The sequence below is a fragment of the Citrobacter sp. Cpo030 genome (genome assembly GCF_030333005.1).
GTDB classification, from domain to species: Bacteria; Pseudomonadota; Gammaproteobacteria; order Enterobacterales; family Enterobacteriaceae; genus Citrobacter; species Citrobacter portucalensis.
The window spans coordinates 75229-101586 of sequence record NZ_JAOWGT010000069.1 but is presented as its reverse complement, the minus strand read 5'-3'; the positions used below and the strand labels follow the sequence as shown (position 1 = coordinate 101586).

The window sequence follows — 26358 nt, the reverse complement described above, 5'->3', positions numbered from 1 at the left end:
TCTTTAACAACGAGAGATGTCTTACCAGGTATATTTAACACCAACGTTTGCAGACCAGTCTTGATCAACATCACCACCACCGAGGTAGTTAGCATCGGTGTACGCGCTGAAGTTTTTGGTAAAGCTGAACTGAGTACCCAGTCCAACACGTACCGCAGAACCTTCTACACCGTTGTCGATAGAGTCGCCGTTTACGTCAGAATCGTTGTTAGAGTCGTCGTAAACGTAGGCCAGTTTGAAGTACGGGGTCAGCGCTTGGTCGTCGCTGTAGGTGAAGGTATAACCTGCATCTACACCGAGTTCATAGCGCATGCTGTCATAAGACTGACCATCAACTTTCATGTCGTTGCTCAGCTTATAATCATCACCAGACTGGAACAGACCGGATAAGCTGCCGTATGGCGTTACGTAACCTGCGTCACCCAGCTTCAGGTCATAACCCAGTTTCAGGCCAAAGCCCCAGGCGTCAGATGAGGTGCTACCATCAACATACTGACCGTTGCTCATGTTAGCAGTCAAATCGTTGTTGAAGTGAGAGTAGCTTAAGTTACCGTCAACAAAGATGTTGTTGGCAAAGTGAGCAGAAGAGTAGATGTAGGCAGTCTGGCTATCCTGATCCACCTGACCGGTACGGTCGCTCATATCACCTTTCGCGAAGCCTGCTGCAGCACCGACAATCCACTTAGCGTTGTTACCATCAATTTTGGAATCAACACCGACCATGATGCCGTTAACATCCTGATCGTAGTTAATGGTGCCATTATCTGCATCGAAGCTACCACCGAAGTAGCTAACCCATGCACCACCGTTATCAACCAGACCATGACGCGCGTTAGTCAGACGAGTACCAACGGTATCTTGTTCCAGGTTCCAGATATTGGTGTTAGCAGACGGAATGCTCAGCGCCATGTTCGCGTAGTCTGTCAGTTCCATCTGCTGCAGAACAACGGTGTTACCCTGCTGCTGTGCCTGATAGGTGTAAGCACCCAGGTCAGCTTTGTTGGCTGCAGAGAAGGTCGCAGTGCTGTTCGCGTCGTTAACGTAGACCAGCTCGTTACCTTTGTAATCCGCAACAGAACCTGCGCCAGTAGCGTTGTCGATGCGGACTTTGTAGTTACCGGTTGCCGCCGCTACATGGTCACCATAGTTATCAACTTCAGACTGATCGCCTGAGGTGTCGGAATCGCCGTTACCGTTGATAGTCAGATGACCATCAGAGTTCATCGCGATCACGCCATAACCGTAGTTAGACTGAGATTCATCGTTAGTGCGATCGTTGGTCAAGTCAGCATCCAGCACATAGTTGTTGCTGTTGATGTCGAAAACACCCGCGTTAACATGGTTATAAGCGTCGGTGTAGCTGGTCAGATTCAGGGTATCAACCTGCAGCGCATTACCGGTACTGTTACCCACATCCAGAACGCCGTTGTTGGTGACGTTAATGGTGTTTGCATATAGCGCAGCACTACCTACACTCCAGCCAGCAGATACGTCGTCAGCAATCGTTACAGTACTGTTGTCGATAGACAGAGTATCTGTTGCAACATGACCATCTTCGTTGATGTTCAGTGCAGAACCACCGGTCAGGCCAATAGTGTCGGAGATCAGGATAGAATCACCCACGTTGACAACCGAACCGCTGTTAATGCTCAGGGTGTCGATCAGAGATGTTTTGGTGGTATCCCACTGTGAACCCGTATTCAGGGTCACATTGAACAGGCCGCTCTGATAAACCTCGTTACCTACCACATGACCATTTTCGTCATAAGAGGTCGTGTCGCTATCGATTCCGTAGGTTGAATCCGGCCACAGGCTGTTAGCGGTGATGTCGATCAGAGTAGCGGTGGCTTCAGTGCCTGCAGCGTAGCTGTCATAAACTCCGTCACCATCGGTGTCAACCTGGTGCACAGACATTGCCGCACCGACCCACTTACTGCCATTGTTCAGGGTCAGATCCAGACGGTCAGTACCGTCCCAACCATTGGTATCCAGGTCAGCATCGGTATCACGATAAGTGTCAGCACCGTTCGGGAAGAAGTTCTCATCGAAGTTGCTGGAGAACAGCACGTCACCCATCAGCGTGGAATTATCAAACGTGGCAGTGGTCTGCATCGCGTTATCCGCATCCGGATGTGCAATAACCGCTAATGCAATATCGTCAGCGTTCCAGCCATTACCGTTGTAGTCGCTTGCATTGCTGGTGTTACCAAACCAGCCGGTGGTACCTTCGTCAGACCATGAGCCAGAGGTCACGGTAGAATCGCTGACAGCGATAGTGTTGTTAAATACTTCACTGCTGTTTACGCCAGTGCTGACGGTATTATCGTCAATATCTGCCCACTCGTAACCCTGAGTCAGGGTAATGCCAGCGACGTGAGAGTTGGCGGAGATAGACAGATCAACTTCTTGATCCAGCGTGATAGCCGTACCCAGGTTATAAACGTCGACAACGTGCGTGTCAGCTGCGTCATTATACGTACCGTTGTAGGTATAATGTTCGTAGTTGTCATCGATAGTTGAGTTGATGACGTTCATCGCCAGGCGATCGTAGTAATAGTCAGTACCCGTACGGTTAGTACAATCCGTGGTCATACATTCGGATGTCACCATACCGTGAATGGTGCTGTTTTTAATGGTCAGGCTGTTGTTATTGGTGTTAGTAGACAGCCCATCATCCAGATAATAAGTAGAAATAACGCCGTTGACAGTGGCGTTATTGATTACCGGATAAATATCACCGTTATAAATACTATCGGTATCGTAATTGTTCCAACCGACATATCCATCATAATAGACGCCATCCGCATAAGATGCGTCATTATAATGAGCAAACGTTGTGTAGGTGGTCCCAGAGATATCAGTTGAAGCATTCGCCTGAGAAGTGATTGCCAAAGTGCAGGCTAATGCTAATTGTGATACTACAAGCTTCTTTTTCCAAGTGTGCATTTGTCATCCCTCCTCAGGGACGTAATATAGTTGATCCATCAATTATCAATGCAAAGAAAACATTTTATGTTTCGCGGGAAGGATTATGCGGTTTCACAAAGGAAAGGTTCAATTATTCTTTGGCTTAAGTCCGATTACGGACAATAGATATGCAAATTATTCGAAACAGCAAACAAACGTAAAAATCATTTCTATTTTAGACAGTTACATGCAAAGACACTGGCAAAACAATATATTAAATTTATGATTAACTTAAAAATCAAACGTCAGCAAATAAATACCGTTAAATCCCGCCACTTAATTAAAAATTAAATTAAACTAAATTCACCATAAAACTAATCACTATTTAAAATAGTCATAATTGCAAAAATAGAGATAATACATAATACCAAGCATTGGTAACATCACCATAACCTCGGCATAACGCCAACTTTCGTAAACCCCTCGCCCTCAGGTTCGGGTATACTACGGCCTTCGATTCCACAAACATCAGGCATACCATGACAGACCTAATCCAACGCCCTCGTCGCCTGCGCAAATCCCCTGCGCTGCGCGCTATGTTTGAAGAGACAACACTCAGCTTAAATGACCTGGTGTTGCCGATCTTTGTTGAAGAAGAACTCGACGATTACAAAGCTATTGACGCCATGCCCGGCGTGATGCGCATTCCGGAGAAGCACCTGGCGCGCGAAATTGAACGCATTGCTAATGCAGGCATCCGCTCGGTCATGACCTTCGGCATTTCTCATCACACCGATGAGACCGGCAGCGATGCCTGGAAAGAAGACGGTCTGGTGGCGCGCATGTCGCGTATCTGTAAGCAGACCGTACCGGAAATGATAGTCATGTCCGACACCTGCTTCTGTGAATACACCTCGCACGGTCACTGCGGCGTGTTATGCGAGCACGGCGTTGATAACGATTTAACCCTGGCTAACCTCGGCAAACAGGCAGTCGTTGCCGCCGCAGCGGGCGCAGATTTCATCGCCCCTTCCGCCGCAATGGACGGCCAGGTACAGGCTATTCGCCAGGCGCTGGACGCCGCGGGCTTCACCGATACCGCGATCATGTCCTACTCCACCAAATTTGCCTCTTCTTTCTACGGCCCGTTCCGTGAAGCCGCAGGCACCGCGCTGAAAGGCGATCGTAAAACCTATCAAATGAACCCGATGAACCGTCGGGAAGCGATCCGTGAATCGCTGCTGGATGAAGCCCAGGGTGCAGACTGCCTGATGGTCAAACCGGCTGGCGCCTACCTCGATATTCTGCGCGATATCCGCGAGCGCACCGAGCTGCCGATTGGCGCTTATCAGGTAAGCGGTGAATACGCGATGATCAAATTCGCGGCGATGGCGGGTGCTATAGATGAAGAGAAAGTGGTGCTGGAAAGCTTAGGCTCGATCAAACGCGCTGGCGCGGATCTGATCTTCAGCTACTTCGCACTGGATCTGGCTGAGAAAAAAATCCTGCGCTAACCACTTTGTTGCCGAATGGCGACTTCACCTTATCGGGCCGACAGTTCCAGGCCCGATAAGTAAAACCCCACCAACAATCACCCTGCCCGATAAAAAGGCTGATCTCCGAGGATCGTCGCCCGGTGCATAATGCGCCTCTGTGGCAGATAATCCGCATTCGCATAATGCTGCGTCACGCGATTATCCCAAATCGCCACATCGTTGGGCTGCCAACGCCAGCGCACCTGAAACTCCGGTTTAGTGATATGCGCGAATAAAAAACTCAGTAACGCCTCGCTCTCTTTTTCCGTGACATCGACAATTCGCGTGGTAAATCCTTCATTCACGAATAGCGCCTGCTTCCCGCTCACCGGATGCGTACGCACCACCGGATGCAACAGGGGCGGATGCTTCGCCACCGCTTCCAGCCAGCGCTGATGCTCCTCTGGCGTCTTGCGGTATTTATATTCCTGAAATGATTTACGAAAATCATGTTCTGCCCGCAGGCCACTCAGCAACTGACGAAACGGCTCAGACAAAGCGTCATAAGCAGCAATTCCGCTGGTCCATAGAGTGTCTCCCCCGGCGGATGGCAGCTCTTTTGCTGCCAGAATCGCCCCGGCAGGCGGCGTGTCGATAAAGGTCACATCGGTGTGCCAGTTATCGTTATCCGGCGGATTATCGTTATGGGTATCCAGCACGATAATTTCCTCTACCCCTTCGGAATGTGGATAGACCGGATGAATATGCAGATCGCCGAAACGCAGCGCCAGCGCCCGCTGCTGTTGCGGCGTAATCACCTGCTCACGCAGAAACACCACCTGGTGACGCAGTACCGCGTGATAAAGCTGTTCAAACTGATTATCGCTCAGCGGACGCGTTAAATCCGCACCAGTGATTTGTGCGCCAATATACGGCCCCAGCGGGGTAATGCTCAAACGTTCACTCATTGTACTTCTCCATGCCAGGGCGTCAGGCGACGCTGAATCGCGCGCAGACCCAGTTCTAAAATAAATGCGATAACGGCAATGACCGCGATCCCTGCCAGCACCACATCCGTTGCCAGAAACTCACCGGCTGACTGCACCATAAATCCTAACCCTCGCGTGGCCGCGATCAGTTCAGCTGCCACCAGCGTCGACCAACCCACGCCAAGCCCAATGCGTAACCCGGTGAGGATCTCCGGTAATGCCCCCGGCAAAATAACAAACCACAGCACCTGCGCACGGCTGGCCCCCAGCGACTGCGCGGCGCGCACTCTCACCTGCTGCGCACTTTTCACCCCCGCCAGCGCCGACATCGCCACAGGGGCGAAAATCGCCAGATAGATCAGCAGGATCTTGGAGGTTTCACCGATGCCAAACCAAATGACCATCAGCGGTAAATAGGCCAGGGGAGGAACCGGACGATACAGTTCAATGATCGGATCGAGAATGCCGCGCATCGTAGGACTCAGCCCCATCGCGATCCCAACCGGAACGCCCAGCAGCACCGCCGCCAGCAGCGCGATAACAATACGCGTCAGACTCGCCGCCAGATGCTGCCACAGCGTTGCATCCATAAACCCTCGCGGCCCGGCAATGACGAGCAGCTTTTGTAAAACCTGTCCCGGTGGCGGTAAAAACAACGGACTGATTAACTGCAGCGCCGCCACCGTCCACCACACCGCCAGAATGACGGCCAGCGTACCGAGGCTTAAGGTAATCTGTCGCGAAAACGGCCAACGCCAGTTCAGCACCCGCTGGCGACGGGGTTTATCATTAATCACCACGCTCATGAGAATGCCTCCCGTTGTTCAAAGACACGACCTAACACGTACTCGCGCATGGCGATAAACTGCGGATCGGACTTAATGCTGCGGCTCGACTCTCCGGCCACAAAGCGACGGGCGAAATTGAGCGGCAGACGTTCCAGTACCCGGCCAGGGCCTGGGGACAGCAATACCAGTTCTGTCGCCATAAATACTGCTTCTTCAATATCGTGGGTAATCAGCAGCACCTGTTTGCCGGTCTCATGCCACAGCTTCAGCAGCAGGGTTTGCATCTGCTCGCGAGTAAAGGCGTCGAGCGCGCCAAAAGGTTCATCCAGCAGCAACAGCTGCGGATTGGCCGCCAGCGCCCGCGCAATGCCGACGCGCTGACGTTGCCCACCGGAAAGTTGCCAGATAAAGCGTTTTCCCGCGCCCTCCAGCCCGACTTTCTGCAACATATCCAGGGCAATACGCTGGCGCAGCTGCTTGTCCACGCCCGCCAGTTGCAGACCAAAAGCCACGTTGTCCTGCACGTTACGCCAGGGCAGCAGACCTTCATTCTGGAAAACGACCCCGCGATCTGCCCCCGGACCGTCAACACTGTTACCCGCCAGCGTGATGCTGCCATGCTGATACGGCACAAACCCGGCAATCAGATTTAACAGCATGGTTTTCCCGCAACCGGAAGGCCCGAGTACCACCAGCAGTTCACCACTATCGAGCGTCAGGTTGATATCCTCCAGCGCCGGTTTTCCACCGTAGCTGGCGGCAAGATGAGAGATTTGCAGCATCATCGCCTCCTTATTTATTGCACGAAGCGATCGGTAACGTACTGGCTATAATCTGTCGCGACAGCGGGGACTTTGCCCTGCTCTTTAAGGAACTGCGCGGTGTCGATAATCGCTTTGTTCACCGGGCCGGTTAGCTCAGCGGTTTGCTGTTGCGGTGTCAGGTAAGTGTTACCTTTCACCAGCCCCGGTACATCCGCCTCCGGTACGCCGCTCAAACGCGACAGTTTGCTGATATTCTCCGGCTGCTTCAGCCATTCATCAGGATTAGCGATATAAGGCTGCTGGGCATCGATAGCGCTTTTGGCAAAGGCTTTCACCACCTCAGGATGCTTCTCGGCAAAATCTTTGCGCACCACCCACACGTCAAGCGTCGGTGCTCCCCACTCGCCAACCTGTGAGGAGTCCGTTAACACCTTACCGTCTTTTTCCAACGCATTGACCGCAGGTGCCCAGACATACGCACCATCAATATCTCCGCGCTGCCATGCGGCAATAATCGCCGGTGGTTGCAGGTTCACAATCTCCACCTGGCCGGGTTTAATCCCCCAATGTTTCAACGCCGCCAGCAGGCTGTAATGGGTGGTGGAAATAAACGGCACGGCAATGCGTTTGCCAATCAAATCTTCCGGTTTACTGATGTTTTTCTTCACCACCAGCGCTTCAGAATTGCCGAGCTTTGATGCCAGTAGGAAAACCTCAATAGGCACCTGCTGGCTGGCAGCGACCGCCAGCGGGCTGGAGCCAAGATTACCGATCTGCACATCACCGGATGCCAGCGCACGAACGATGCTCGCGCCGCTGTCGAATTTGCGCCAGTCAACGGTCGCCCCGCTCTCTTTGGCAAAGGTATTGTCCGCCTGCGCCACTTTGGCAGGTTCGGCGGAGGTCTGATAAGCAACGGTGACGTTCACCGCCTGCGCCTGAAATGCGATGAATGCCAGTGCGGCAAGAAGTGTGTTACGCGATGAAATAGCCATGATTGTCTGCTCCCCTGTCTTGTTATGGAGGCAGTATTTCGTTGCGGCACAATTTGATAAAGGAATTAAAAATTCTGGTTAATAGCGATCTGTTTTTAGAAAAAAAGCGGCAATAGTTAGCTATTTCGCTCATTACAGAACGTAGGCCGGATAAGGCGCTTGCGCCGCCATCCGGCAGTCAATGCCTGATGCGCTTATCAGGCCTACACTCGCTGTAAATTATTGCGATTTTGTTACATTCGTTACATATCCGCGCCACGGTGATTGCCAGCACGACACTGGCAGGCATCATAGGGGCCATTGTCAGGCAAGAGAGCAATATCATGATTCATGTTGTGCTGGTGGATGACCATGTGGTGGTGCGTTCCGGCTTTGCGCAATTACTCAGTCTCGAAGACGATCTTAACGTTACCGGTCAGTACAGCAGCGCAGCGGAGGCCTGGTCTGCACTTCTGCATGATGACGTCAGCGTCGCGGTAATGGATATCGCCATGCCGGATGAAAATGGTCTGAGCCTGTTAAAACGACTGCGAGCGCAAAAGCCCGGTTTTCGCGCCATCATTCTCAGCATTTATGACTCGCCGACATTTGTGCAAAGCGCGCTGGACGCTGGCGCCAGCGGTTACCTGACCAAACGCTGCGGCCCGGAAGAACTGGTGCAGGCAGTACGTTCGGTAGGTATGGGCGGGCATTATCTGTGCGCCGATGCGCTGCGTGCGCTACGCGGCGGCGAGCAGCCCGCGCAGGTCCTGGAAGTTCTGACCCCGCGCGAGCGTGAAGTGTTTGATCTGTTGGTCAAAGGCGACAGCGTAAAAGAGATCGCCTTCAAGCTCGACCTCAGCCACAAGACGGTGCACGTTCATCGAGCGAACGTGCTGGGCAAACTGCAATGCCACAGCACCATCGATCTGGTGCATTTTGCCCTCGACCACCAGCTATTGACGGGGCATTAATGTCGCGAAGCCTTCGGCATTGGGTTATTTCTCTGTTTATTCTGCTGGCCTGGGGATCGGGCTGGCTGATGCTGTGGACGCTGGGGTTTTATCTGACCCACAACGGCCAGCAAGCGGCGCTATTTCTACCGCACGGCGTCTATCTCGCGCTGTTAATCCTGCTGTCGCGCCGTTACTGGCCCGCGCTGGTGCTGCCCCCCCTGCTAATGTTGTTCTGGCTGCACAGCGAGCAATTACTGAATGGCTATATCCTGCTGGCTGCGCCGTTAATTAGCCTGATTCCGGCGAGCATCGGCCAGTCATACTGGCACCGATTCCCCCTTTACTGGCAGCGCTTAACCCTGCTGCTGGCCGCCGTGACGATCACTTCATTGCTCAATACCGCCCTGCTTTCACCGTTTATTCAAAGCCCGGCGACGTTAATAGGTCTGGCGTCGTTTACCGGCGGCGTGTTGCTGACGCCGTTTGTCTATCTGATCTATGAATTTCTGCGTCAACAGCACCGCTATCATCTGCTCGGGCTGGATACCACCAATCCCCCACTGCGCACCTCGCTTATCATCTGGTGTAGCCTGTTTTTTATTATTGGCATCGGTACTCAGATGGTGCTGTCGCCGGAGATCGAGCGCCTGTTGCTGATCGTGGTGTTCTTACCGAACGTGGTGATGGCGTGGAAATTTGGCTGGCAGGGCGGCGTGTTGTCTGGATTGCTCGGCAGTATGATGATCACCATCGCCCGGCAAATCGGCGTAGGGTTCAGTAACTTACTGGAGCTGGAGATTTTCCTCGCCACCCAGGCGCTGCTCGGCATCGGGCTGGGGATCGCCATCAGCCGCCAGCAGCATCTGGCGCAAAATTTGCACCATTATCGCCAGCGTCTGGAAACCGAACTGGCGGCGCGTCGCGCGCTGACCGAACAGCTGATCCGCACCGAAGAAAACACGCGCAAAAGCCTGGCGCGGGAACTGCACGACGAAATTGGTCAGAACATCACCGCCATTCAAATTCAGTCGCAACTGGTCAAACGCGCGCCAGGCCCTGAGCAAACGCTCGAAGCAGCAAATCAGATCAACAACCTGGCCCGGCGTATTCACCATTCGACCCGCCAGCTACTTCGTCAGCTGCGCCCACCCGCGCTCGATGAACTGTCTTTTAAAGATGCACTACATCATCTGGTGAATGAATTTGCTTTTGCTGAGCGGGGTATTCGCTGCCGCTTTGATTATCAGCTAGAGAATACGCCAGAAAACGAAACGGTGCGCTTCACGCTGTATCGCCTGTTGCAGGAGTTACTCAATAACGTCTGCAAACATGCCGATGCCAGCGATGTGTCGATTACGCTGCGCCAGCGGGAACATTGCTTGTTTCTGGACGTCGCTGACAACGGCGTTGGTATTCTGCCAGAAAAAATCCCCGGTTTCGGTATCCAGGGGATGCGTGAACGGGTGAGCGCCCTTGGCGGTGAACTGACGCTCGAATCAAACAACGGCACGCGGGTAATTGTTAACCTGCCCACAAATTTGCAACAAACCAGCCGCTAACCAGGAAAAAGTCTTAGTCACTGCGGACTTTCTCTCATCCCCTTTTGCTTTCACTTTCCTATAGTCAGCACAAACGGAGACTGCCATGCATACACGCTCAGCCAGCGAAACAGACCAACAATACCGGGCGCTACGCCCCCGGCTGCTGATGTGTATGGTAATTGGTTACGCCGCGTTTTATCTGACGCGCAAAAGCGTTAACTACGTCCTCCCGGCGCTGCAAACGGATCTGGGTCTGGATAAAGGCGATATCGGCCTGCTTGGGTCACTGTTTTATCTGACCTATGGTTTGTCGAAATTTACCGCTGGGCTGTGGCACGACAGCCACGGACAGCGCGCATTTATGGGAATTGGCCTGTTTGCTACCGGCGTTTTAAACGTGCTGTTCGCCTTTGGGGAATCGCTGACGCTGCTGCTGGTGGTCTGGACGCTGAACGGATTTTTTCAGGGCTGGGGCTGGCCGCCCTGTGCCCGACTACTGACCCACTGGTACTCGCGCAACGAACGTGGCTTCTGGTGGGGCTGCTGGAATATGTCGATCAATATCGGTGGCGCCATTATCCCGCTGATTAGCGCTTTTGCCGCCCACTGGTGGGGCTGGCAGGCAGCCATGCTGGCACCGGGGATAATCAGCATGGCATTGGGAATCTGGCTCACCCTGCAATTGAAAGGCACGCCCCAGGAAGAAGGATTACCCACGGTTGGGGAATGGCGGCATGACCCGCTGGAGCTACGCCAGGAGCAGCAAAGCCCGCCGATGGGGCTGTGGCAAATGTTGCGCACCACCATGCTGAAAAACCCGATGATCTGGTTGCTCGGCGTGTCGTATGTATTGGTCTACTTGATCCGCATTGCGCTCAACGACTGGGGCAACATCTGGCTGACGGAAAGCCACGGCGTGAATCTGCTCAGTGCCAATGCCACGGTGATGCTGTTTGAAGTTGGCGGCTTGCTGGGGGCGCTGTTTGCCGGATGGGGATCGGATCTGCTGTTCAGCGGTCAACGTGCGCCGATGATTTTGCTGTTCACGCTGGGGCTGATGGTTTCCGTCGCCGCACTGTGGCTGGCACCAGTGCACCACTACGCGTTACTGGCAGTGTGTTTCTTTACCGTGGGCTTTTTTGTGTTTGGCCCACAGATGCTAATTGGCCTCGCAGCCGTTGAATGCGGACACAAAGCGGCGGCAGGTTCAATTACCGGTTTTCTCGGGCTTTTCGCCTATCTGGGGGCCGCGCTGGCGGGTTGGCCGCTGTCGTTGGTCATAGAACATTACGGCTGGTCGGGAATGTTCAGTTTGCTCTCGGTTGCCGCTGTCTTTATGGGTTTATTGCTGATGCCGTTGCTCATTGCGGGCATTACCCCTTCTCTCAGTCAAAGGATAAAACAATGAAACTGACGCTTACCTCTACCCTGATTGCTTCCGCTCTGACGCTGGCAGCCTTCAGCAACGCAGCCCAGGCGCAGGGCCGCCTGGTGGTGTATTGCAGTGCCACCAACGAGATGTGCGAAACCGAAACCAAAGCCTTCGGTGAAAAATATGATGTGAAAACCTCATTCATTCGCAACGGCTCGGGCAGTACGCTGGCGAAAGTGGATGCAGAGAAGAAAAACCCGCAGGCGGATGTGTGGTACGGCGGTACGCTGGATCCACAATCTCAGGCCGGTGAAATGGGTCTGCTACAGCCATATAAATCACCAAACCTCGAACAGATCATGGAGAAATTCCGCGATCCCGCAAAGGTCAAAGGGAACCTCTCTTCGGCGGTTTACGTCGGTATTCTGGGCTTTGGCGTTAATACCCAGCGCCTGAAAGAGAAAAACCTGCCGGTGCCAAAATGCTGGAAGGATCTGACCAAACCGGAATACAAGGGCGAAATCCAGATTGCTGACCCGCAAAGCTCCGGTACCGCCTACACCGCGCTGGCGACCTTTGCTCAACTGTGGGGCGAAGATCAGGCCTTTGATTACCTGAAACAGCTCAACGCCAACGTCTCTCAATACACCAAATCCGGCATTGCCCCGGCGCGTAACGCCGCCCGCGGTGAAACGGCTATCGGCATCGGCTTCCTGCACGACTACTCGCTGGAAAAAGAACAGGGCGCACCGCTGGAACTGATTTCTCCATGCGAAGGCACCGGTTATGAAATCGGCGGCGTCAGCATCCTGAAAGGTGCGCGCAACGTCGACAATGCCAAACTGTTCGTTGACTGGGTGCTGTCAAAAGACGCGCAGGAGCTGGCGTGGAAGAAAGGCAAATCCTATCAGATCCTGACCAACACCACAGCCGAGACCTCCCCTAACTCGCTGAAGCTCGACGACCTGAAGCTTATCAATTACGACATGGATAAGTACGGCTCGACTGACGTACGTAAGGCGTTGATCAATAAGTGGGTTAGCGAAGTTAAGATGGGTAAATAAGCCCACGTTGCGTTCATTTGCCGGGTGCGGCGTAAACGCCTTACCCGGCCTACATTACCGGAAACGCTATGTCACACACACTTGCACTCCATCCCGTGAAAAAACGGGATGCGATATTTCTTTGGGTTTTGCTCGGCTGGCTGGCGTTTGCCCTGCTGCCGAGCTGGAGCCTGGACTACGGTCTGCTGGAGTCAACGCGGGAAGAAATACTCGCCGCCTACGGCTGGTCGCAGTTCAATATCAGTTGGCTGTGGTATCTGCTGCCAAGTCTGCTGCTGGTGCGCCCATTCCATGAAGCCAGGCGCGAACAGCGCAGCCGCCATTATCTTGACGCGGGTTGGGCATTTTTCTGTATGGCCTTTATTGTCGCCAGCGCCACCCTTGAGGGTCGCGGCTTAGGCTATGCCACCATCGTGCTGTTTGTGGCGCTTGGTGCAATCATGACCCTGGCGCTCACCCGCCTCGAATGGCTGGGCGGTGACCGTTTCGTCATCGGCTCGCTTACCGCGATTGTCGCTCTGATCGGTATTTTTATCGTCTGGCCAAGCATCGCCATTTTCATTCCGATGTTCACCAACGACGCCGGGGAATTTGCCCCGCTGGCGTTTATGAATGTGCTGTCGCAGGCACATATCATTCAGGTGATCCTCAACTCGATTATGCTGTCGATTGCCGTCGGCGTCGGCTGTACCTTCTTTGGTCTGGTACTGGCTATCTACACCACCCGTATCGCCAGACGCAGCGCCATAATCGGACGTATCTTCTCGATTTTGCCGATCGTCACTCCGCCGTTTGTCGTCGGTTTAGGCGTCACGCTGATGATGGGACGCTCCGGTTACATCACCGAGTTTATGGTCGAATGGTTTGGTTTAACCAACACCAACTGGCTGTATGGCTTTACCGGCATCTGGCTGGCGCAGGTTCTGGCCTTTACGCCGATGGCGTTTATGATCCTCGACGGCGCAATCAAAACCATTCATCCGTCGCTGGAAGAAGCGTCATACACCCTGCGTGCCAGCCGCTGGCAGACCTTTAACGGCGTGTTTGTCCCGCTGCTGAAACCCGCACTGGCGAACGCTTTTTTAATCGTAGTGGTGCAGTCACTGGCCGACTTTAGTAACCCGCTGGTGCTCGGCGGTAACTTCGACGTGCTGGCAACGCAAATCTACTTCTACATCACCGGTTCGCAGCTCGACTACCAGGCCGCCAGTACGTTGGGAGCCTTCCTGCTGCTGTTCTCGCTGCTGGTATTCTGCGTGCAGTATATGTGGATTGGTAAACGCTCATACGTCACCGTTTCCGGCAAATCCTACCGGGGCGACGTACAGCCGCTGCCGGTAACGCTGGTATGGAGTGTGGTCGCGCTGCTGGCAGTGTGGATTGCCTTTAACGCCCTGCTCTACGGCAGCATTTTCTACGGTAGCTTCACCGTCAACTGGGGCGTGGACTACACCCTGACGCTGGCGAACTTTACCAAACTGTTCGGTCAGGGGATGAGCGACGGCGCGTGGCCTTCACTGCTCGACACCCTGCTCTACGCCGGGATTGCCGCGCCGATCACCGCGATCTTCGGCCTGCTGATCGCATGGATCGTGGTGCGCCAGCAGTTTAAAGGCAAGAAGACCATCGAGTTCACCACCATGCTGTGCTTTGCCGTTCCGGGCACCGTCGCGGGCGTGTCGTACATTCTGGCCTTTAACAGCGCTCCGGTGTACCTCACCGGCACCGCCGCCATCGTCATTATCTCAATGGTGATGCGTAACGTCCCGGTCGGTATCCGCGCAGGCATCGCGGGCTTAGGCCAAATCGATAAATCGCTCGATGAAGCCTCGCTCAGCCTGCGCGCCGGTTCGCTGCGGACCATTACACATATCCTGCTGCCGCTGCTGCGTCCGGCGATCCTTTCGGCACTGATTTACAGCTTTGTGCGCGCCATTACCACCGTCAGCGCCATTGTGTTCCTCGTCACGCCGGATACCCGCGTAGCGACGGCCTACATCCTGAACCGCGTTGAAGATGGCGAATACGGTGTGGCGATTGCCTACGGTTCCATTCTGATCGTGGTGATGCTGGCGATTATTTTCATCTTTGACTGGCTGATCGGCGAATCACGTACCTCCCGTTCAAAAGCCAAAAACCAGGCGTAATGGAGCGCACTATGACTCAGAAAAATTTCGTTGAACTGCGCAACGTCACTAAACGATTTGGCAGTAATACGGTAATAGACAATATCAACCTCACCATCCCGCAGGGGCAAATGGTAACCCTGCTCGGCCCGTCCGGCTGCGGCAAAACCACCATTTTGCGCCTGGTTGCCGGGCTGGAAAAACCGAGCGAAGGGCAAATTTTCATTGATGGCGAAGACGTCACCCATCGCTCTATTCAGCAGCGCGATATCTGCATGGTGTTTCAGTCCTATGCCCTGTTCCCGCATATGTCGCTGGGAGAGAACGTCGGTTATGGCCTGAAAATGCTCGGCGTACCGCGCGCAGAGCTGAAAGCCCGCGTCAAAGAGGCGCTGGCGATGGTGGATCTGGAAGGATTCGAAGACCGCTTTGTCGACCAGATCTCCGGCGGTCAGCAGCAGCGCGTGGCGCTGGCCCGCGCGCTAATCCTCAAGCCGAAAGTGCTGCTGTTTGATGAGCCGTTGAGTAACCTCGACGCCAACCTGCGTCGCAGCATGCGCGACAAGATCCGCGAGCTGCAAAAGCAGTTTGATATCACCTCGCTGTACGTCACCCACGATCAGAGCGAAGCCTTTGCGGTTTCTGATACCGTGCTGGTGATGAACAAGGGACACATCATGCAGATCGGCTCACCGCAGGATCTTTACCGCCAGCCCGCCTCCCGCTTTATGGCGAGCTTTATGGGCGATGCCAACCTGTTCCCGGCTACCTTCAGCGACAGATACGTTGATATCTACGGCTATCATCTGCCGCGCCCGCTGCACTTTGGTACACAGGGTGAAGGGATGGTCGGTGTGCGCCCGGAAGCGATCACGCTCAGCGATCGCGGCGAGGAGAGCCAGCGCTGCGTGATCCGCCACGTCGCCTATATGGGTCCGCAGTATGAAGTGACGGTGGAATGGCACGGGCAGGAGATTTTATTGCAGGTCAACGCTACGCGCCTGCAACCGGACGTCGGCGAACAGTATTATCTCGAAATCCATCCGTACGGCATGTTTGTTCTGGCGGATGCGGCATAACGTTTTGTGGCTTTGTAAGCCGGATAAGGCGCTTGCGCCGCCATCCGGCAATGCCTGATGCGCTGCGCTTATCAGGCCTACAATGAACGATGTAGACCCGATAAACTCTCAGCTTCGCGCTTTTAGCGCGGCGATATCCGCAGGCGTGGTGCGACAGCACCCGCCAATTAACCGTGCGCCAGCGGCCTGCCACTGCGGCAGATAATCCGCCAGTTGCGCGCAATGCTCACCGTGATGATGCCAGGTTTTGCTCACCGCATCGTACTGCTCGCCCGAGTTCGGATACACCACCAGCGGCAGCGCCGTTAAACCGTGTAAATGCTGCAACGCAGCGGTGGTGTTTTCCAGCGCAATGCAGTTAATGCCTAGCGCCACCACCTGCGGATAACCCGCCAGCAACGCAACCACGTCACGCAGCGGCGTACCGTCGCTCAGGTGCTCGCTGTCGCGCAGGGTAAATGAGAACCACGCCCGCGCACGCGGATATGCGGTCAACAGCTCAGCCAACGCCTCAATCTCGGCGAAATTCGGCAGGGTTTCGCAGGCCAGCAGATCGGCCCCGGCATCCAGCAAGGCTTCCACGCGCGGGCGATGAAACGCCTGGAACGCCTCAACGCTACAATGATAATCGCCACGGTATTCAGAGCCATCCGCCAGATACGCGCCGTAAGGCCCGACGGATCCCGCCACAAGTAGTGTTCCCGCCTGCGGGTTCTCTGCCAGATACGCTTCACGGGCTTTACGCGCCAGCTCCACGCTTTTGCCAATCAGCGCTTTCGACTGCGCTTCATCCAGACCTCGCGCGGCGAAGCCCGCCGGCGTCGCCTGATAACTGGCAGTGATCGCGCATTGCGCCCCCGCCCGGTAGTAATCAAGATGCACTTCGCGGATAAGCTCCGGGTTTTCTACCAGCACTTTGGCTGACCACAGGCTGTCGGCTAAGTTACACCCTCGCGCTTCCAGCTCCGTCGCCATCGCGCCATCCAGCAGCAGGATATCCTGTTTATCAAGGAGAGCGCGTAACGGATTATTCTGCGACATGTTCTGGCTCCTGTTTTGCGTTTCGGGGTTGAGTAAGGAAATAAGCACCATAGCACAACGCAACAAACGGTAACCCGCACCACAACGCAATTCTCTGCGCTGGATCGAATGCTAGCCCTACACAGGCCACCAGGCACAGCACAAAACCTAATACCGGCACCAGCGGATACCACGGCGCGCGATAATGTAATTCACACAATGCCTTACCTTGTTGCAGATGACGGCGACGAAAAACAAAATGCGAGGCACAGATGCTCAGCCACACCGCCACCACCGCAAACCCGGAGATTGCCGACAGCGCAACAAATACCGTGTCCGGGGCCACCACGCTGGAAAATAGCGCCAGCACACCACCGAGCATACTGACCGACAGCGCCGTCAGCGGTACACCGTTTTTCGTTACTCGCGCAAAACAGGCCGGTAGCGTACGTTCATTCGACAGCGACCACAGCATGCGCCCGGAAGCATACAAACCGGAGTTCGCTGCAGAAAGAATAGCTGTCAGGATCACGAAGTTAAAAATATCAGCGGCGTACGGGATCCCTACTTTCTCAAATACCAGCACAAACGGGCTTTTCTCCACGCCCGCCTGCTGCATCGGGATCAGCGCCGCCAGCACAAACACGGTGCCAATGAAGAAAATAATCAGCCGCGCAATGGTGGTACGAATCGCCACGGGGATAACCTTGCGCGGGTTTTCCGTTTCACCGGCGGCAATGCCGATAAGCTCGGTCCCCGAAAAAGCAAAGTTCACTGCCACCATAGTCATCAGGATCGGTAAGCCACCGTGCGGGAACCAGCCTTCCGCCGTGATATTACTCAGCCCCGGTGCGGGCGAGCCATCCTGCATCGGAATAAAGCCGAAAATCGCCGCCCCACCGAGGATGATAAAGGCGATGATAGTGACCACTTTGACCAGCGAGAACCAGAACTCCCCTTCGGCAAAAAAGCGCGTGGAGATAACATTCAGACCAAAAATAATCGCGCAGAACACCACGCACCAGACCCATACCGGCACCTGTGGAAACCAGTACTGCATACAGAATCCAGCGGCGGTAAAGCTCGAACCCAGCGCCACGGTCCAGGTCAGCCAGTAGAGCCAGGCCACGGTATACCCAGTAGCCGGACCAAGATAGCGCGCGGCATAAACGTGAAACGCCCCGGTCTCCGGCATCGCGACCGACAGCTCGCCCAGACACTGCATGACCAGCCAGACCACCAGCGCGCCAATCAGATAGGCCAGTAGCGTTCCCGCCGCTCCGGTGGTGGAAATGATGTAACCGGTATTGAAGAATAACCCTGTGCCAATCACGCCACCCAAGGAAAGCATAATCAGGTGACGCGTTTTCATTGTGCGCTTCAGTGGCGCATTTTGTTGTGTTGTTTGCATATAACCTTCTAAACGTATGGACATCTAAACATCCAAAGAAGGTTTGTTATACCGTGTTTGTTAACAGAATGCAAAGTCAACCCTGCACCAGACGCAGATGACCGCGCCGGGCGCTTAATAGCGGGTGGGGATTAATAATCAGATACAAAAAGGGCCGCCAGCTCATAACGCCTCCGTTGCCATGTTTTATCTAAACTTTGGCAACACAGTTGACTGACGGCGTTCACCCGGAAGTGGGAATCAAATCTCCCCACTCCCACAACCGGATGAGTGCTTAAGCACCGCTGACCGGGAACGGCATCTGCGATTTGCGGCTCATCAGAATAAATACCGCCAGGCCTGCCAGCATAATGCCCGGCGCAGAAGCCGCCATCACCCCTACCGTTCCGGTACCGAGCGCTAACATTTTCCCTGCCAGCAGCGGGCCGCTCATCGCCCCCAGACGCCCGACTGCGACGGCGGTTCCCACGCCTGTGGCGCGGATCTGCGTGCTGTAAAACAGCGGCGCCAGCGCATACAACACGCTTTGCCCGCCGGTGGCGAACATCCCCGCCACAAATCCCGCCATTAGCATGCCGCTCAATGACGACACCGTACCCAGCGCCAGCAGTGAAGCCAACATCCCAGTGTAGATCAGCAGCGACATCACCACTGGGCGCAGTTTATCCATTAACGCCCCGAGAATTAACGTGCCGCTGGCCGCGCCAATTTGCAGAGCAAACATTACGCCTGCCGCCTGCGATGGCCGAAAGCCCTGCTCCACCAGCAGCATTGGCAGCCAGTTGATCAGCATATACACCACCAGCAGGGTGAAGAAATAGCACAACCACAGCAGCAGCGTGGCACTCGCCGTCGCTGGCGCAAACAGGGCCCGCAGCGGTGCGGCGGTCACTTGCGTTTGTTGGGTATAAACCTGTGATTCCGGCAGCCAGCGCATCAACAGCGGCACCAGCAGCAGCGGGATCACCCCGCCTACCCAAAACACCGTTTGCCAGGCGGAGGCAAGACCGCTAAACCCGAGCGCTGCCGCCAGCGCCGCACCAATCGGCACACCACAGTACATCAGACTCACCGCCGTACCGCGAAAACGCGGGCCCGCCGCCTCGGAGGTCAGCGCGATCAGGTTCGGCAACGCCGCGCCCAGCCCGACACCGGTCATCAGACGGGCAAATACCAGCGATGAGAAATCCCAGGAAATCGCCGTCGCCAGCGAGAACAGGCCGAACAGCGCCACAGAGGCAATGAGAATACGCTTGCGGCCATAGCGGTCAGCCAGCATGCCACCCACCAGCGCGCCGGGCAGTAGCCCGAGAATGCCTGCGCTGAAGATCCAGCCCATCTGCATTTTATCCAGCGCAAACGCGTGGGCGATACCGACGGCAGCGATACCGGCGGCCTGTAAATCCAGCCCTTCCATCAGGGCAACTAAAAAGCAAAGCCCAACGGTCAACGTCAGGCGGTAAGATGCGGAGGTACGGGTCGTCATAAGATGTCCCTCTGAGGTCACGATGCAGGTGAATCGCGGCTGATACGTTGCCAGCCGCGTAATCATTTTTTATTTGCGGTTGCGCAGGTCCAGCGCCACGTCGACGATCATATCTTCCTGGCCGCCCACCATCCGACGTTTGCCCAGTTCCACCAGAATATCTACTGCGCTCAGGCCATAGCGTGCTGCCGCCACTTCGCAATGACGCAGGAAGCTGGAGTACACCCCGGCATAGCCCAGCGCCAGCGTTTCACGATCCACCCGCACCGGGCGATCTTGTAGTGGACGCACTAAATCGTCGGCGGCGTCCATCAGTGCGTAGAGATCGGTTCCATGCTGCCAGCCGAGTTTTTCCGCAGCGGCGATAAACACTTCCAATGGCGCGTTGCCCGCGCCTGCGCCCATCCCGGCCAGGCTAGCGTCGATACGGTCACACCCCTCTTCTACCGCGGCAATGGAGTTCGCCACGCCAAGACTCAGGTTGTGATGCGCATGCATTCCGGTTTCCGTCTCCGGCTTCAGCACCGCTTTCAGTGCGCGGAAGCGGGCGCGAATATCGCTCATGTTCATTGCGCCGCCGGAATCGACCACATAAATACAGGTCGCGCCGTAGTTCTCCATCAGCTTCGCCTGCTGCGCCAGGTTCTCCGGTGTGGTCATATGACTCATCATCAGAAAACCGACGGTATCCATGCCAAGCTCACGCGCATACTGAATATGCTGGGCCGACACGTCTGCTTCAGTGCAGTGGGTCGCCACGCGCACTACCCGTGCGCCGGCCTGATATGCATTTTTCAGGTCATGAATAGTGCCGATACCCGGCAGCAACAGCGTGGCAATTTTGGCATGCTTCACCACGTCCGCCGCCGCTTCAATCCACTCCAGGTCGCTGTGCGCACCAAAGCCGTAGTTAAAGCTGGAACCTTGTAAACCGTCGCCGTGGGCCACTTCAATAGAATCAACCCGTGCGTCGTCCAGCGCTTTGGCTATCTGGCGTACATACTCCAGCGAATATTGATGACGAATAGCGTGCATACCGTCGCGCAGGGTCACGTCAGAGATATAGAGTTTTTTACCGTTCATGCTGCTTCTCCTGCCTGACGAGCGAGGGACTGTGCCATCTTCTCAGCGGTCGCCAGCGCGCTGGAGGTCATAATGTCGAGGTTGCCCGCGTAGGCTGGTAAATAGTGCGCCGCGCCTTCCACTTCCAGATACACCGCGGTTTTCAGCCCAGAGAACTGGCCGATACCCGGCAGATTCACCGGTTTATCTTCTGGGATGACTTCAAACTGGACACGCTGTTTCAGGCGATAGCCCTGCACGTAGGCCTGCACCGCCGCCGCCATCTCATTAATCGACGCTTCAACTTCAACCTCAGAGGCCGCTTCGCTCAGCACATACACCGTGTCACGCATCATCAGCGGCGGCTCGGCCGGGTTAAGGACAATAATGGCTTTGCCTTTTGCCGCGCCGCCGACCACTTCAATCGCCTTCGAGGTAGTTTCGGTAAACTCGTCGATATTGGCGCGGGTACCCGGCCCCGCCGATTTACTGGCGATCGAGGCGATAATCTCGGCGTAATGGACTTTTGCAACGCGAGAAACTGCCGCCACCATTGGGATGGTTGCCTGTCCGCCGCAGGTCACCATATTGACGTTCTGCTGATCAACGTTGGCTGCCAGATTCACCACCGGCACGCAGTAAGGACCGATTGCCGCGGGCGTCAGATCGATCAGGCGGATGCCTGGTTTAACGGCACGTAGCGCGGCATCGTTCTTCACATGCGCGCCTGCGCTGGTGGCGTCAAACACGATGTCGATATCGGCGAATTCCGGCATGGCGATAAGCCCTGTCACCCCTTCATGGGTGGTGGCAACGCCCATGCGTCGGGCACGCGCCAGGCCATCAGATTCTGGATCGATACCGACCATCACCGCCATTTCCAGATGCACGCCGTGACGCAGAATTTTTATCATCAAATCGGTACCGATGTTGCCGGAGCCGATAATGGCGACTTTACGCTTACTCATGACTGACTTCCTTTTGTAACCGCCGCTGAAAAGGTGGCGGCGACTGAACCAATACCGTCGATATGGGCTTCAAAACAATCGCCCGCATTCACCGCCACCATCGGGCCTAACGCTCCGGTGAGAATAATGTCTCCGGCACGCAGCGGCTCGCCGAGGCTGGCCATTTTGCGCGCCAGCCAGACGGCGGCGTTGATCGGATGTCCCAGGCATTCGCTGCCGCGTCCGCTGGAGACCTCTTCGTTGTTGCGCGTCATTTTCATCGCGCAGTTTTTCAGATCTAATCCTGCCGGACGCTGGGCCGGACCGCCGACCACATACACGCCACAGGAGGCGTTATCCGCCACGGTATCAACAAATTTGATCGACCAGTCGCGGATACGGCTGCCGACCACTTCCAGCGCGGGAAGGACCCACTCGATGGCGTTGTAAAGCTCGTCAAAAGTGGTGTCGGTATTGGGCAGATCGCGGTTCAGCACCAGCGCAATTTCGGCTTCAATACGCGGTTGCAGCACGCGGGAAAACGGGATGGTTTCGTTATCGCCATAACACATATCAGCAAACAGCGTGCCGAAGTCCGGTTGATCGACACCCAACTGCTGCTGCACTTTCGGGTGCGTCAGCCCCACTTTGCGCCCGACCACGCGACGCCCACGCGCCACGTCGTACTGCACGTTGATGTGCTGAATGGCGTAGGCCGCTTCGGCGTTATCCACACCAATCAATTCACGCAGTGGGGCGATGGCTTCCCCTTTTTCTTCAGCCTGACGTAAATCGGCGGCTAGCTGCTCAAGATTACGATTCGTCATGTCCGTTCCTTAAGTGCGTGTGAGGAAATTCAGCACCAGCTGGTTAAAGGCATCCGCATGCTCCCACTGCGCCCAGTGTCCGCAGTCGCGGTAGATATGCAGCTCAGAACCGGCAATTCCGGAGAGCAGGCGCAGACCGGCATCCATCGGTACGAAGCGGTCATTGCGTCCCCAGACAATCAGGGTCTGGGCTTTGATTTCACCCAGACGCGGGCTGAAATCCGGGAACTGTTTCGGGTTGGCCTCCAGACTCTGGACAAAGTTTTCCAGGTGATCGCGGCGCGACAGCATGTTATTCAGCCGCGCCTCAAACAACGCCTCGGTCAGGTCGCTGGTGTCGAAGACAAAGATCTCCATCATCAGCTTCAGGTTCTCGATGGTCGGCTCACGATACAGCTGATTCAGGCGCTTGATACCTTCGGTCGGCATCGGGGTAAACAGGCTCATGCCGCCCGTTCCGCCGCCCATTAATACCAGTTTGCCCACGCGCTCCGGCCAGCTCAAAGTAAACGCCACGGCACTGTGACCGCCCATCGAGTTACCCAGCAGGTGGACTGTTTGAATATCCAACTGATCGACCACGCTTTTCAGGATTCGAGCGTTGAGATCGGATCGCGAACCGCGGTTAACGATCCCATCGCTTTTGCCCCAGCCAGGACAATCCAACAGGATCACCCGGTATCCGGCCTGTACCAGCGGATCGATATTTCGGCTGAAGTTTGCCCAGCCCGTCGCGCCAGGACCGGATCCGTGCAGCAGCACGACGGTCTCTTCGCCCTGCCCACAGTCATTGAAATGCACGCGTAGGGTTTCGCCTGCTTCCTGCACCTCCAGAAAACGACTGGTAGCGGCTTCGGTTTGCGATTGGTAAGTCATGATGTTCTCCTGCATATTCAGTTCTGTTTTAGTTCTGCGTAGTGGCGCTCAGGGAGCCGAATCCGGCGATCCACTCCGGGATCGGGCGGTAATAACGGCCTTCGCTGCGCCAGTTGCCAAAGGCAGAAATGGCGGCAAAGGCGGCAACCCAGGTTTTAACTTCGTGCGTTGATTTGCCCGCCATCGCGGACAGCTCTTCGTTACTGACCGCGTCCAGCTCCTGCAAACGCCCCTGCTCAAGCAGCGTCATAAAACGGTTATCCCAGACGGGGTTAAGCGGGTGCAGCGTGTTTTGATCGACCACAAACTTCTCGGCGGCGCTGATCACCCGCTGCTGGCGCAGCTCACGCTCGTTTTCAGGCAACTGTTTGCCGCTACCGAGCAGGCGGTCGCGCATATGGGCATCGGCCTTCGCCAGTTCCGGTACCGGCGGCTGATGCGACAGACCACCGGAGCCTAAAAACAGCACGCGCTTATTCAGCGAGCTGGCGAAACGGCCAATCGCTTCACCGAGCATGCGGGTGCGCTGAAAGCCCGGCAGCGGCGCGGCGACGCCGTTAATAAACACTGGCAGCACCGGCACCTTATCCAGGCCGCCGAGCAAAAACTCCAGCGGCTGCGCGAAGCCATGATCGACCTGCATGTTGTAGGACACGGCGAGATCGATACCGCTTTTCATTACCGCGTGGGCGCAGGCTTCAGCCAGATCTGTCGGAACCGGCAATTCCCCCGCCGCACTACCAAAATCGCCGATCGCCGTAGCGCCAACGCCTAAACAGAACGGCGGCATCACGTCGTAGAAAAATCCGTTGTAGTGATCGGGGGCAAACAGCACGACCAGTTCAGGTTCGAACGCCGCAATACGTGCCCGAGCGCTGGCGATCACGCCGTTAACCTCGTCGAGCACAGCCTGTGCCGGGTCGACATAGCCCACCAGCGGCGAATGGGAAAGACAGTGAAGATAAGCGTGCATATCAGGCAACCTTTTCAACAGGAATGTCGGCAGTAGCGCGAGTGAGCGTCATCACCGACGCCAGTTTATTCAGGGTGCTGCCCAGGGTTTGCGGAATGGCGATGGCGGCCACGAAGCGGTCCGGGCGCATGACTACCAGCGCGGCGTTGTGCTGGGCAAACCACGCGCGCAGGCGGTTTTGCGTATCGCCAATGCGGGTAACGCCATCGTGGTTATCCTGATCGGTATGTATCTGCGTCTCCGGCGCGACCTGGATAAAACACGTCCCCAGCGCCTGCCACTGTTGGATCTGCGCCTCGCTCATGCCCCATAGCGGGTTACAGCCCCAGCCAATCACCGCGAAATTCGGTCCGATGACGTTGTCGAGCAACGTCACTTCGCCCGATTCCAACGTCACCTTCGGCTGGATAAACATCTTGCCGACCGGTGAAGTTTTCGCGTTGCCTTCACGCACCAGCGCCCCGGCGTGGTACTGCGGCATCGGCTTAAAGCGCATTTCAAGGAAGTAGCGTTTGACCGGCGGAATATAGTTCAGCAGCCAGGAAACCCCATCGCGCACCGCACCATGCCAGCGTTTGGGCGGTGCAAGTACGTTGCCTGCGGTCACAGAGAGGTCGATCATCGCTTTGGCGTGGTCGCGACGTTCCTGCTGGTAGGTATCCAACAGCGCATCGCCGGCTTTACCGTTAATCACCAGCGCCAGTTTCCATGCCAGGTTGAAAGCATCGCGCATGCCGCTGTTGTATCCCTGACCCTGCCAGACCGGCATAATGTGCGCCGCATCGCCCGCCAGCAGCACGCGGTCAATACGAAAACGTTCGGCCAGACGGGCGTTATGGGTATACACGCGCTGGCGGATCAGCTCGACGTTGTCCGGGTTCGGCAGTACTTTGCTCAAGAGCTGACGCATATTCTGCGGCTCGCTAAGCTGCGCTTCGGTTTCCCCCGGCATAACCATAAACTCAAAACGGCGCACCGCGTGCGGCAGTGCGGCGGAGACGTACGGGCGCACCGGATCGCAGCACAGATACACATGCGGCGTGCTGAGCGGATCGTTGGCGATATCCACTACAATCCACTGATTCGGCGCGGTTTTACCTTCAAACGGCACGTTCAGCGAGCGTCTGACGTTGCTGCCACCGCCGTCACAGGCCACCAGCCACTGGGCCTTCACCGTTTCACGTTGATCGTCCGGCGCTTTCAGATTTAGCGTCACTTCGCCGTTTTGCTGGCTGAAGGCCTCCAGTTCGCGGGAGAACAGGCAGCGCACGTTGGGAAAACGCGACAACCCTTCCAGCATCACCGCGTCCACCTGTGGTTGAATAAACGCATTGCGGCGCGACCAGCCAAATTCGTCGGTCATCGGCTGGATATCAGCAAAGCAGCGGCCTTTCGGGGTGAGAAAACGCATTGCGTGCCACGGCGTGGTGTGCGGCAAAACGCGCTCGACCAGCCCCACAGACTGCATAGTGCGCAGCGCTTCATCGTCAATGCCGATGGCGCGAGGATAGTCGATCAGCGTGTCGAGCTTCTCCACTACCAACACCTCAATGCCCATCTGGCCAAGATAGTTGGCCATCATCAGCCCTACCGGACCAGCGCCGGCAATCGCCACCTGCGCGGTATGCTGCACAGCGGGTTGGATATCCGGGTTTTTTGTTGTCATTTCAGAACCTCACGACTCGGACAAAACGCAATTGCAGACCCTGGTGAGGCGCAAT

Annotated in this window: 21 protein-coding genes; 7 read left to right on the top strand and 14 right to left on the bottom strand. The window is 55.7% G+C overall.

What is annotated here, in order from left to right; genetic code table 11:
* Positions 1 to 21 precede the first annotated feature (21 nt).
* Entirely contained in the window at positions 22 to 2946 is a 2925-nt protein-coding gene (ehaB, locus tag OGY37_RS16090; RefSeq protein WP_286621237.1) for an autotransporter adhesin EhaB, read from the bottom strand.
* Between the two features lie 500 nt (positions 2947 to 3446).
* Between ehaB and hemB the strand changes: the two genes are divergently transcribed.
* Positions 3447 to 4421, top strand: coding sequence for a porphobilinogen synthase (gene hemB, locus OGY37_RS16085; RefSeq protein WP_003830941.1), 975 nt, complete (start codon positions 3447 to 3449; stop codon positions 4419 to 4421).
* A gap of 77 nt (positions 4422 to 4498) precedes the next feature.
* On the opposite strand, the gene tauD is transcribed toward hemB, so the two are convergent.
* From tauD to tauA, 4 genes are read right to left on the bottom strand one after another with little or no spacing between them, the layout of a single operon-like run.
* On the bottom strand, positions 4499 to 5350 hold the full coding sequence (tauD, locus tag OGY37_RS16080; protein WP_286621235.1) for a taurine dioxygenase: 852 nt from the start codon (positions 5348 to 5350) through the stop codon (positions 4499 to 4501).
* Positions 5347 to 6177 carry a taurine ABC transporter permease TauC gene (tauC, locus tag OGY37_RS16075; protein WP_286621233.1) on the bottom strand — a complete coding sequence of 277 codons (831 nt, stop codon included), beginning with the start codon at positions 6175 to 6177 and terminating at the stop codon, positions 5347 to 5349. Before tauC ends, tauD begins: the two co-directional genes overlap by 4 nt.
* Positions 6174 to 6941 carry a taurine ABC transporter ATP-binding subunit gene (tauB, locus tag OGY37_RS16070; protein ID WP_286621231.1) on the bottom strand — a complete coding sequence of 256 codons (768 nt, stop codon included), beginning with the start codon at positions 6939 to 6941 and terminating at the stop codon, positions 6174 to 6176. Before tauB ends, tauC begins: the two co-directional genes overlap by 4 nt.
* A gap of 14 nt (positions 6942 to 6955) precedes the next feature.
* A complete protein-coding gene (gene tauA / locus OGY37_RS16065) occupies positions 6956 to 7918 on the bottom strand; it encodes a taurine ABC transporter substrate-binding protein (protein WP_218667601.1) in 963 nt (320 codons plus the stop codon).
* A gap of 323 nt (positions 7919 to 8241) precedes the next feature.
* Here tauA and OGY37_RS16060 point away from each other — a divergent pair, with 323 nt between their 5' ends.
* From OGY37_RS16060 to fbpC, 6 genes are all read left to right on the top strand, one after another.
* Complete coding sequence (locus OGY37_RS16060) at positions 8242 to 8871, top strand: response regulator transcription factor (protein ID WP_003830935.1); 630 nt, start codon at positions 8242 to 8244, stop codon at positions 8869 to 8871.
* Complete coding sequence (locus OGY37_RS16055; protein ID WP_286621229.1) at positions 8871 to 10412, top strand: MASE1 domain-containing sensor histidine kinase; 1542 nt, start codon at positions 8871 to 8873, stop codon at positions 10410 to 10412. The genes OGY37_RS16060 and OGY37_RS16055 overlap by 1 nt, the downstream gene beginning before the upstream one ends.
* Positions 10413 to 10497: 85 nt before the next feature.
* On the top strand, positions 10498 to 11802 hold the full coding sequence (uhpC, locus tag OGY37_RS16050) for an MFS transporter family glucose-6-phosphate receptor UhpC (RefSeq protein ID WP_003830933.1): 1305 nt from the start codon (positions 10498 to 10500) through the stop codon (positions 11800 to 11802).
* On the top strand, positions 11799 to 12830 hold the full coding sequence (locus OGY37_RS16045; RefSeq protein WP_003830932.1) for an ABC transporter substrate-binding protein: 1032 nt from the start codon (positions 11799 to 11801) through the stop codon (positions 12828 to 12830). Before uhpC ends, OGY37_RS16045 begins: the two co-directional genes overlap by 4 nt.
* A gap of 68 nt (positions 12831 to 12898) precedes the next feature.
* On the top strand, positions 12899 to 14977 hold the full coding sequence (locus OGY37_RS16040) for an ABC transporter permease (RefSeq protein WP_008783887.1): 2079 nt from the start codon (positions 12899 to 12901) through the stop codon (positions 14975 to 14977).
* Positions 14978 to 14988: 11 nt separating this feature from the next.
* Positions 14989 to 16035, top strand: a complete 1047-nt coding sequence (gene fbpC, locus OGY37_RS16035; RefSeq protein WP_003830930.1) for a ferric ABC transporter ATP-binding protein — start codon at positions 14989 to 14991, stop codon at positions 16033 to 16035.
* A 108-nt stretch (positions 16036 to 16143) separates the two neighbouring features.
* On the opposite strand, the gene mmuM is transcribed toward fbpC, so the two are convergent.
* The 9 genes from mmuM to OGY37_RS15990 all read right to left on the bottom strand — a co-directional run bounded on the left by mmuM (position 16144) and on the right by OGY37_RS15990 (position 26303).
* Entirely contained in the window at positions 16144 to 17076 is a 933-nt protein-coding gene (gene mmuM, locus OGY37_RS16030; protein WP_057067128.1) for a homocysteine S-methyltransferase, read from the bottom strand.
* Positions 17063 to 18466, bottom strand: coding sequence for an S-methylmethionine permease (gene mmuP / locus OGY37_RS16025; RefSeq protein ID WP_286621288.1), 1404 nt, complete (start codon positions 18464 to 18466; stop codon positions 17063 to 17065). The genes mmuM and mmuP overlap by 14 nt, the downstream gene beginning before the upstream one ends.
* 274 nt (positions 18467 to 18740) lie before the next feature.
* A complete protein-coding gene (gene mhpT, locus OGY37_RS16020) occupies positions 18741 to 19952 on the bottom strand; it encodes a 3-(3-hydroxy-phenyl)propionate transporter MhpT (RefSeq protein WP_191235711.1) in 1212 nt (403 codons plus the stop codon).
* A gap of 69 nt (positions 19953 to 20021) precedes the next feature.
* The gene (gene mhpE / locus OGY37_RS16015) at positions 20022 to 21035 is read right to left on the bottom strand and encodes a 4-hydroxy-2-oxovalerate aldolase (RefSeq protein WP_286546315.1); all 1014 of its coding nucleotides are present in this window, start codon (positions 21033 to 21035) and stop codon (positions 20022 to 20024) included.
* Positions 21032 to 21982, bottom strand: a complete 951-nt coding sequence (gene mhpF, locus OGY37_RS16010; protein ID WP_286615002.1) for an acetaldehyde dehydrogenase — start codon at positions 21980 to 21982, stop codon at positions 21032 to 21034. The genes mhpE and mhpF overlap by 4 nt, the downstream gene beginning before the upstream one ends.
* Positions 21979 to 22788, bottom strand: a complete 810-nt coding sequence (gene mhpD / locus OGY37_RS16005) for a 2-keto-4-pentenoate hydratase (RefSeq protein ID WP_286621226.1) — start codon at positions 22786 to 22788, stop codon at positions 21979 to 21981. Before mhpD ends, mhpF begins: the two co-directional genes overlap by 4 nt.
* A gap of 9 nt (positions 22789 to 22797) precedes the next feature.
* Positions 22798 to 23664, bottom strand: coding sequence for a 2-hydroxy-6-oxonona-2,4-dienedioate hydrolase (gene mhpC, locus OGY37_RS16000; RefSeq protein WP_191235713.1), 867 nt, complete (start codon positions 23662 to 23664; stop codon positions 22798 to 22800).
* Between the two features lie 28 nt (positions 23665 to 23692).
* Positions 23693 to 24637 carry a 2,3-dihydroxyphenylpropionate/2,3-dihydroxicinnamic acid 1,2-dioxygenase gene (gene mhpB / locus OGY37_RS15995; protein ID WP_063941281.1) on the bottom strand — a complete coding sequence of 315 codons (945 nt, stop codon included), beginning with the start codon at positions 24635 to 24637 and terminating at the stop codon, positions 23693 to 23695.
* Position 24638: 1 nt separating this feature from the next.
* Complete coding sequence (locus OGY37_RS15990; RefSeq protein ID WP_148362368.1) at positions 24639 to 26303, bottom strand: bifunctional 3-(3-hydroxy-phenyl)propionate/3-hydroxycinnamic acid hydroxylase; 1665 nt, start codon at positions 26301 to 26303, stop codon at positions 24639 to 24641.
* Positions 26304 to 26358: the final 55 nt, after the last annotated feature.

Bases quoted from the DNA above. Each gene is read 5' to 3' on its own strand.
- mhpB (WP_063941281.1), bottom strand. From the start codon at position 24,637: ATGCACGCTTATCTTCACTGTCTTTCCCATTCGCCGCTGGTGGGCTAT.
- uhpC (WP_003830933.1), top strand. From the start codon at position 10,498: ATGCATACACGCTCAGCCAGCGAAACAGACCAACAATACCGGGCGCTA.
- hemB (WP_003830941.1), top strand. From the start codon at position 3,447: ATGACAGACCTAATCCAACGCCCTCGTCGCCTGCGCAAATCCCCTGCG.
- tauB (WP_286621231.1), bottom strand. From the start codon at position 6,941: ATGCTGCAAATCTCTCATCTTGCCGCCAGCTACGGTGGAAAACCGGCG.
- tauA (WP_218667601.1), bottom strand. From the start codon at position 7,918: ATGGCTATTTCATCGCGTAACACACTTCTTGCCGCACTGGCATTCATC.
- mmuP (WP_286621288.1), bottom strand. From the start codon at position 18,466: ATGCAAACAACACAACAAAATGCGCCACTGAAGCGCACAATGAAAACG.
- OGY37_RS16040 (WP_008783887.1), top strand. From the start codon at position 12,899: ATGTCACACACACTTGCACTCCATCCCGTGAAAAAACGGGATGCGATA.
- tauD (WP_286621235.1), bottom strand. From the start codon at position 5,350: ATGAGTGAACGTTTGAGCATTACCCCGCTGGGGCCGTATATTGGCGCA.
- fbpC (WP_003830930.1), top strand. From the start codon at position 14,989: ATGACTCAGAAAAATTTCGTTGAACTGCGCAACGTCACTAAACGATTT.
- mhpF (WP_286615002.1), bottom strand. From the start codon at position 21,982: ATGAGTAAGCGTAAAGTCGCCATTATCGGCTCCGGCAACATCGGTACC.
- mhpE (WP_286546315.1), bottom strand. From the start codon at position 21,035: ATGAACGGTAAAAAACTCTATATCTCTGACGTGACCCTGCGCGACGGT.
- mhpD (WP_286621226.1), bottom strand. From the start codon at position 22,788: ATGACGAATCGTAATCTTGAGCAGCTAGCCGCCGATTTACGTCAGGCT.
- tauC (WP_286621233.1), bottom strand. From the start codon at position 6,177: ATGAGCGTGGTGATTAATGATAAACCCCGTCGCCAGCGGGTGCTGAAC.
- OGY37_RS15990 (WP_148362368.1), bottom strand. From the start codon at position 26,303: ATGACAACAAAAAACCCGGATATCCAACCCGCTGTGCAGCATACCGCG.
- mhpC (WP_191235713.1), bottom strand. From the start codon at position 23,664: ATGACTTACCAATCGCAAACCGAAGCCGCTACCAGTCGTTTTCTGGAG.
- mhpT (WP_191235711.1), bottom strand. From the start codon at position 19,952: ATGACGACCCGTACCTCCGCATCTTACCGCCTGACGTTGACCGTTGGG.
- OGY37_RS16055 (WP_286621229.1), top strand. From the start codon at position 8,871: ATGTCGCGAAGCCTTCGGCATTGGGTTATTTCTCTGTTTATTCTGCTG.
- OGY37_RS16060 (WP_003830935.1), top strand. From the start codon at position 8,242: ATGATTCATGTTGTGCTGGTGGATGACCATGTGGTGGTGCGTTCCGGC.
- mmuM (WP_057067128.1), bottom strand. From the start codon at position 17,076: ATGTCGCAGAATAATCCGTTACGCGCTCTCCTTGATAAACAGGATATC.
- ehaB (WP_286621237.1), bottom strand. From the start codon at position 2,946: ATGCACACTTGGAAAAAGAAGCTTGTAGTATCACAATTAGCATTAGCC.
- OGY37_RS16045 (WP_003830932.1), top strand. From the start codon at position 11,799: ATGAAACTGACGCTTACCTCTACCCTGATTGCTTCCGCTCTGACGCTG.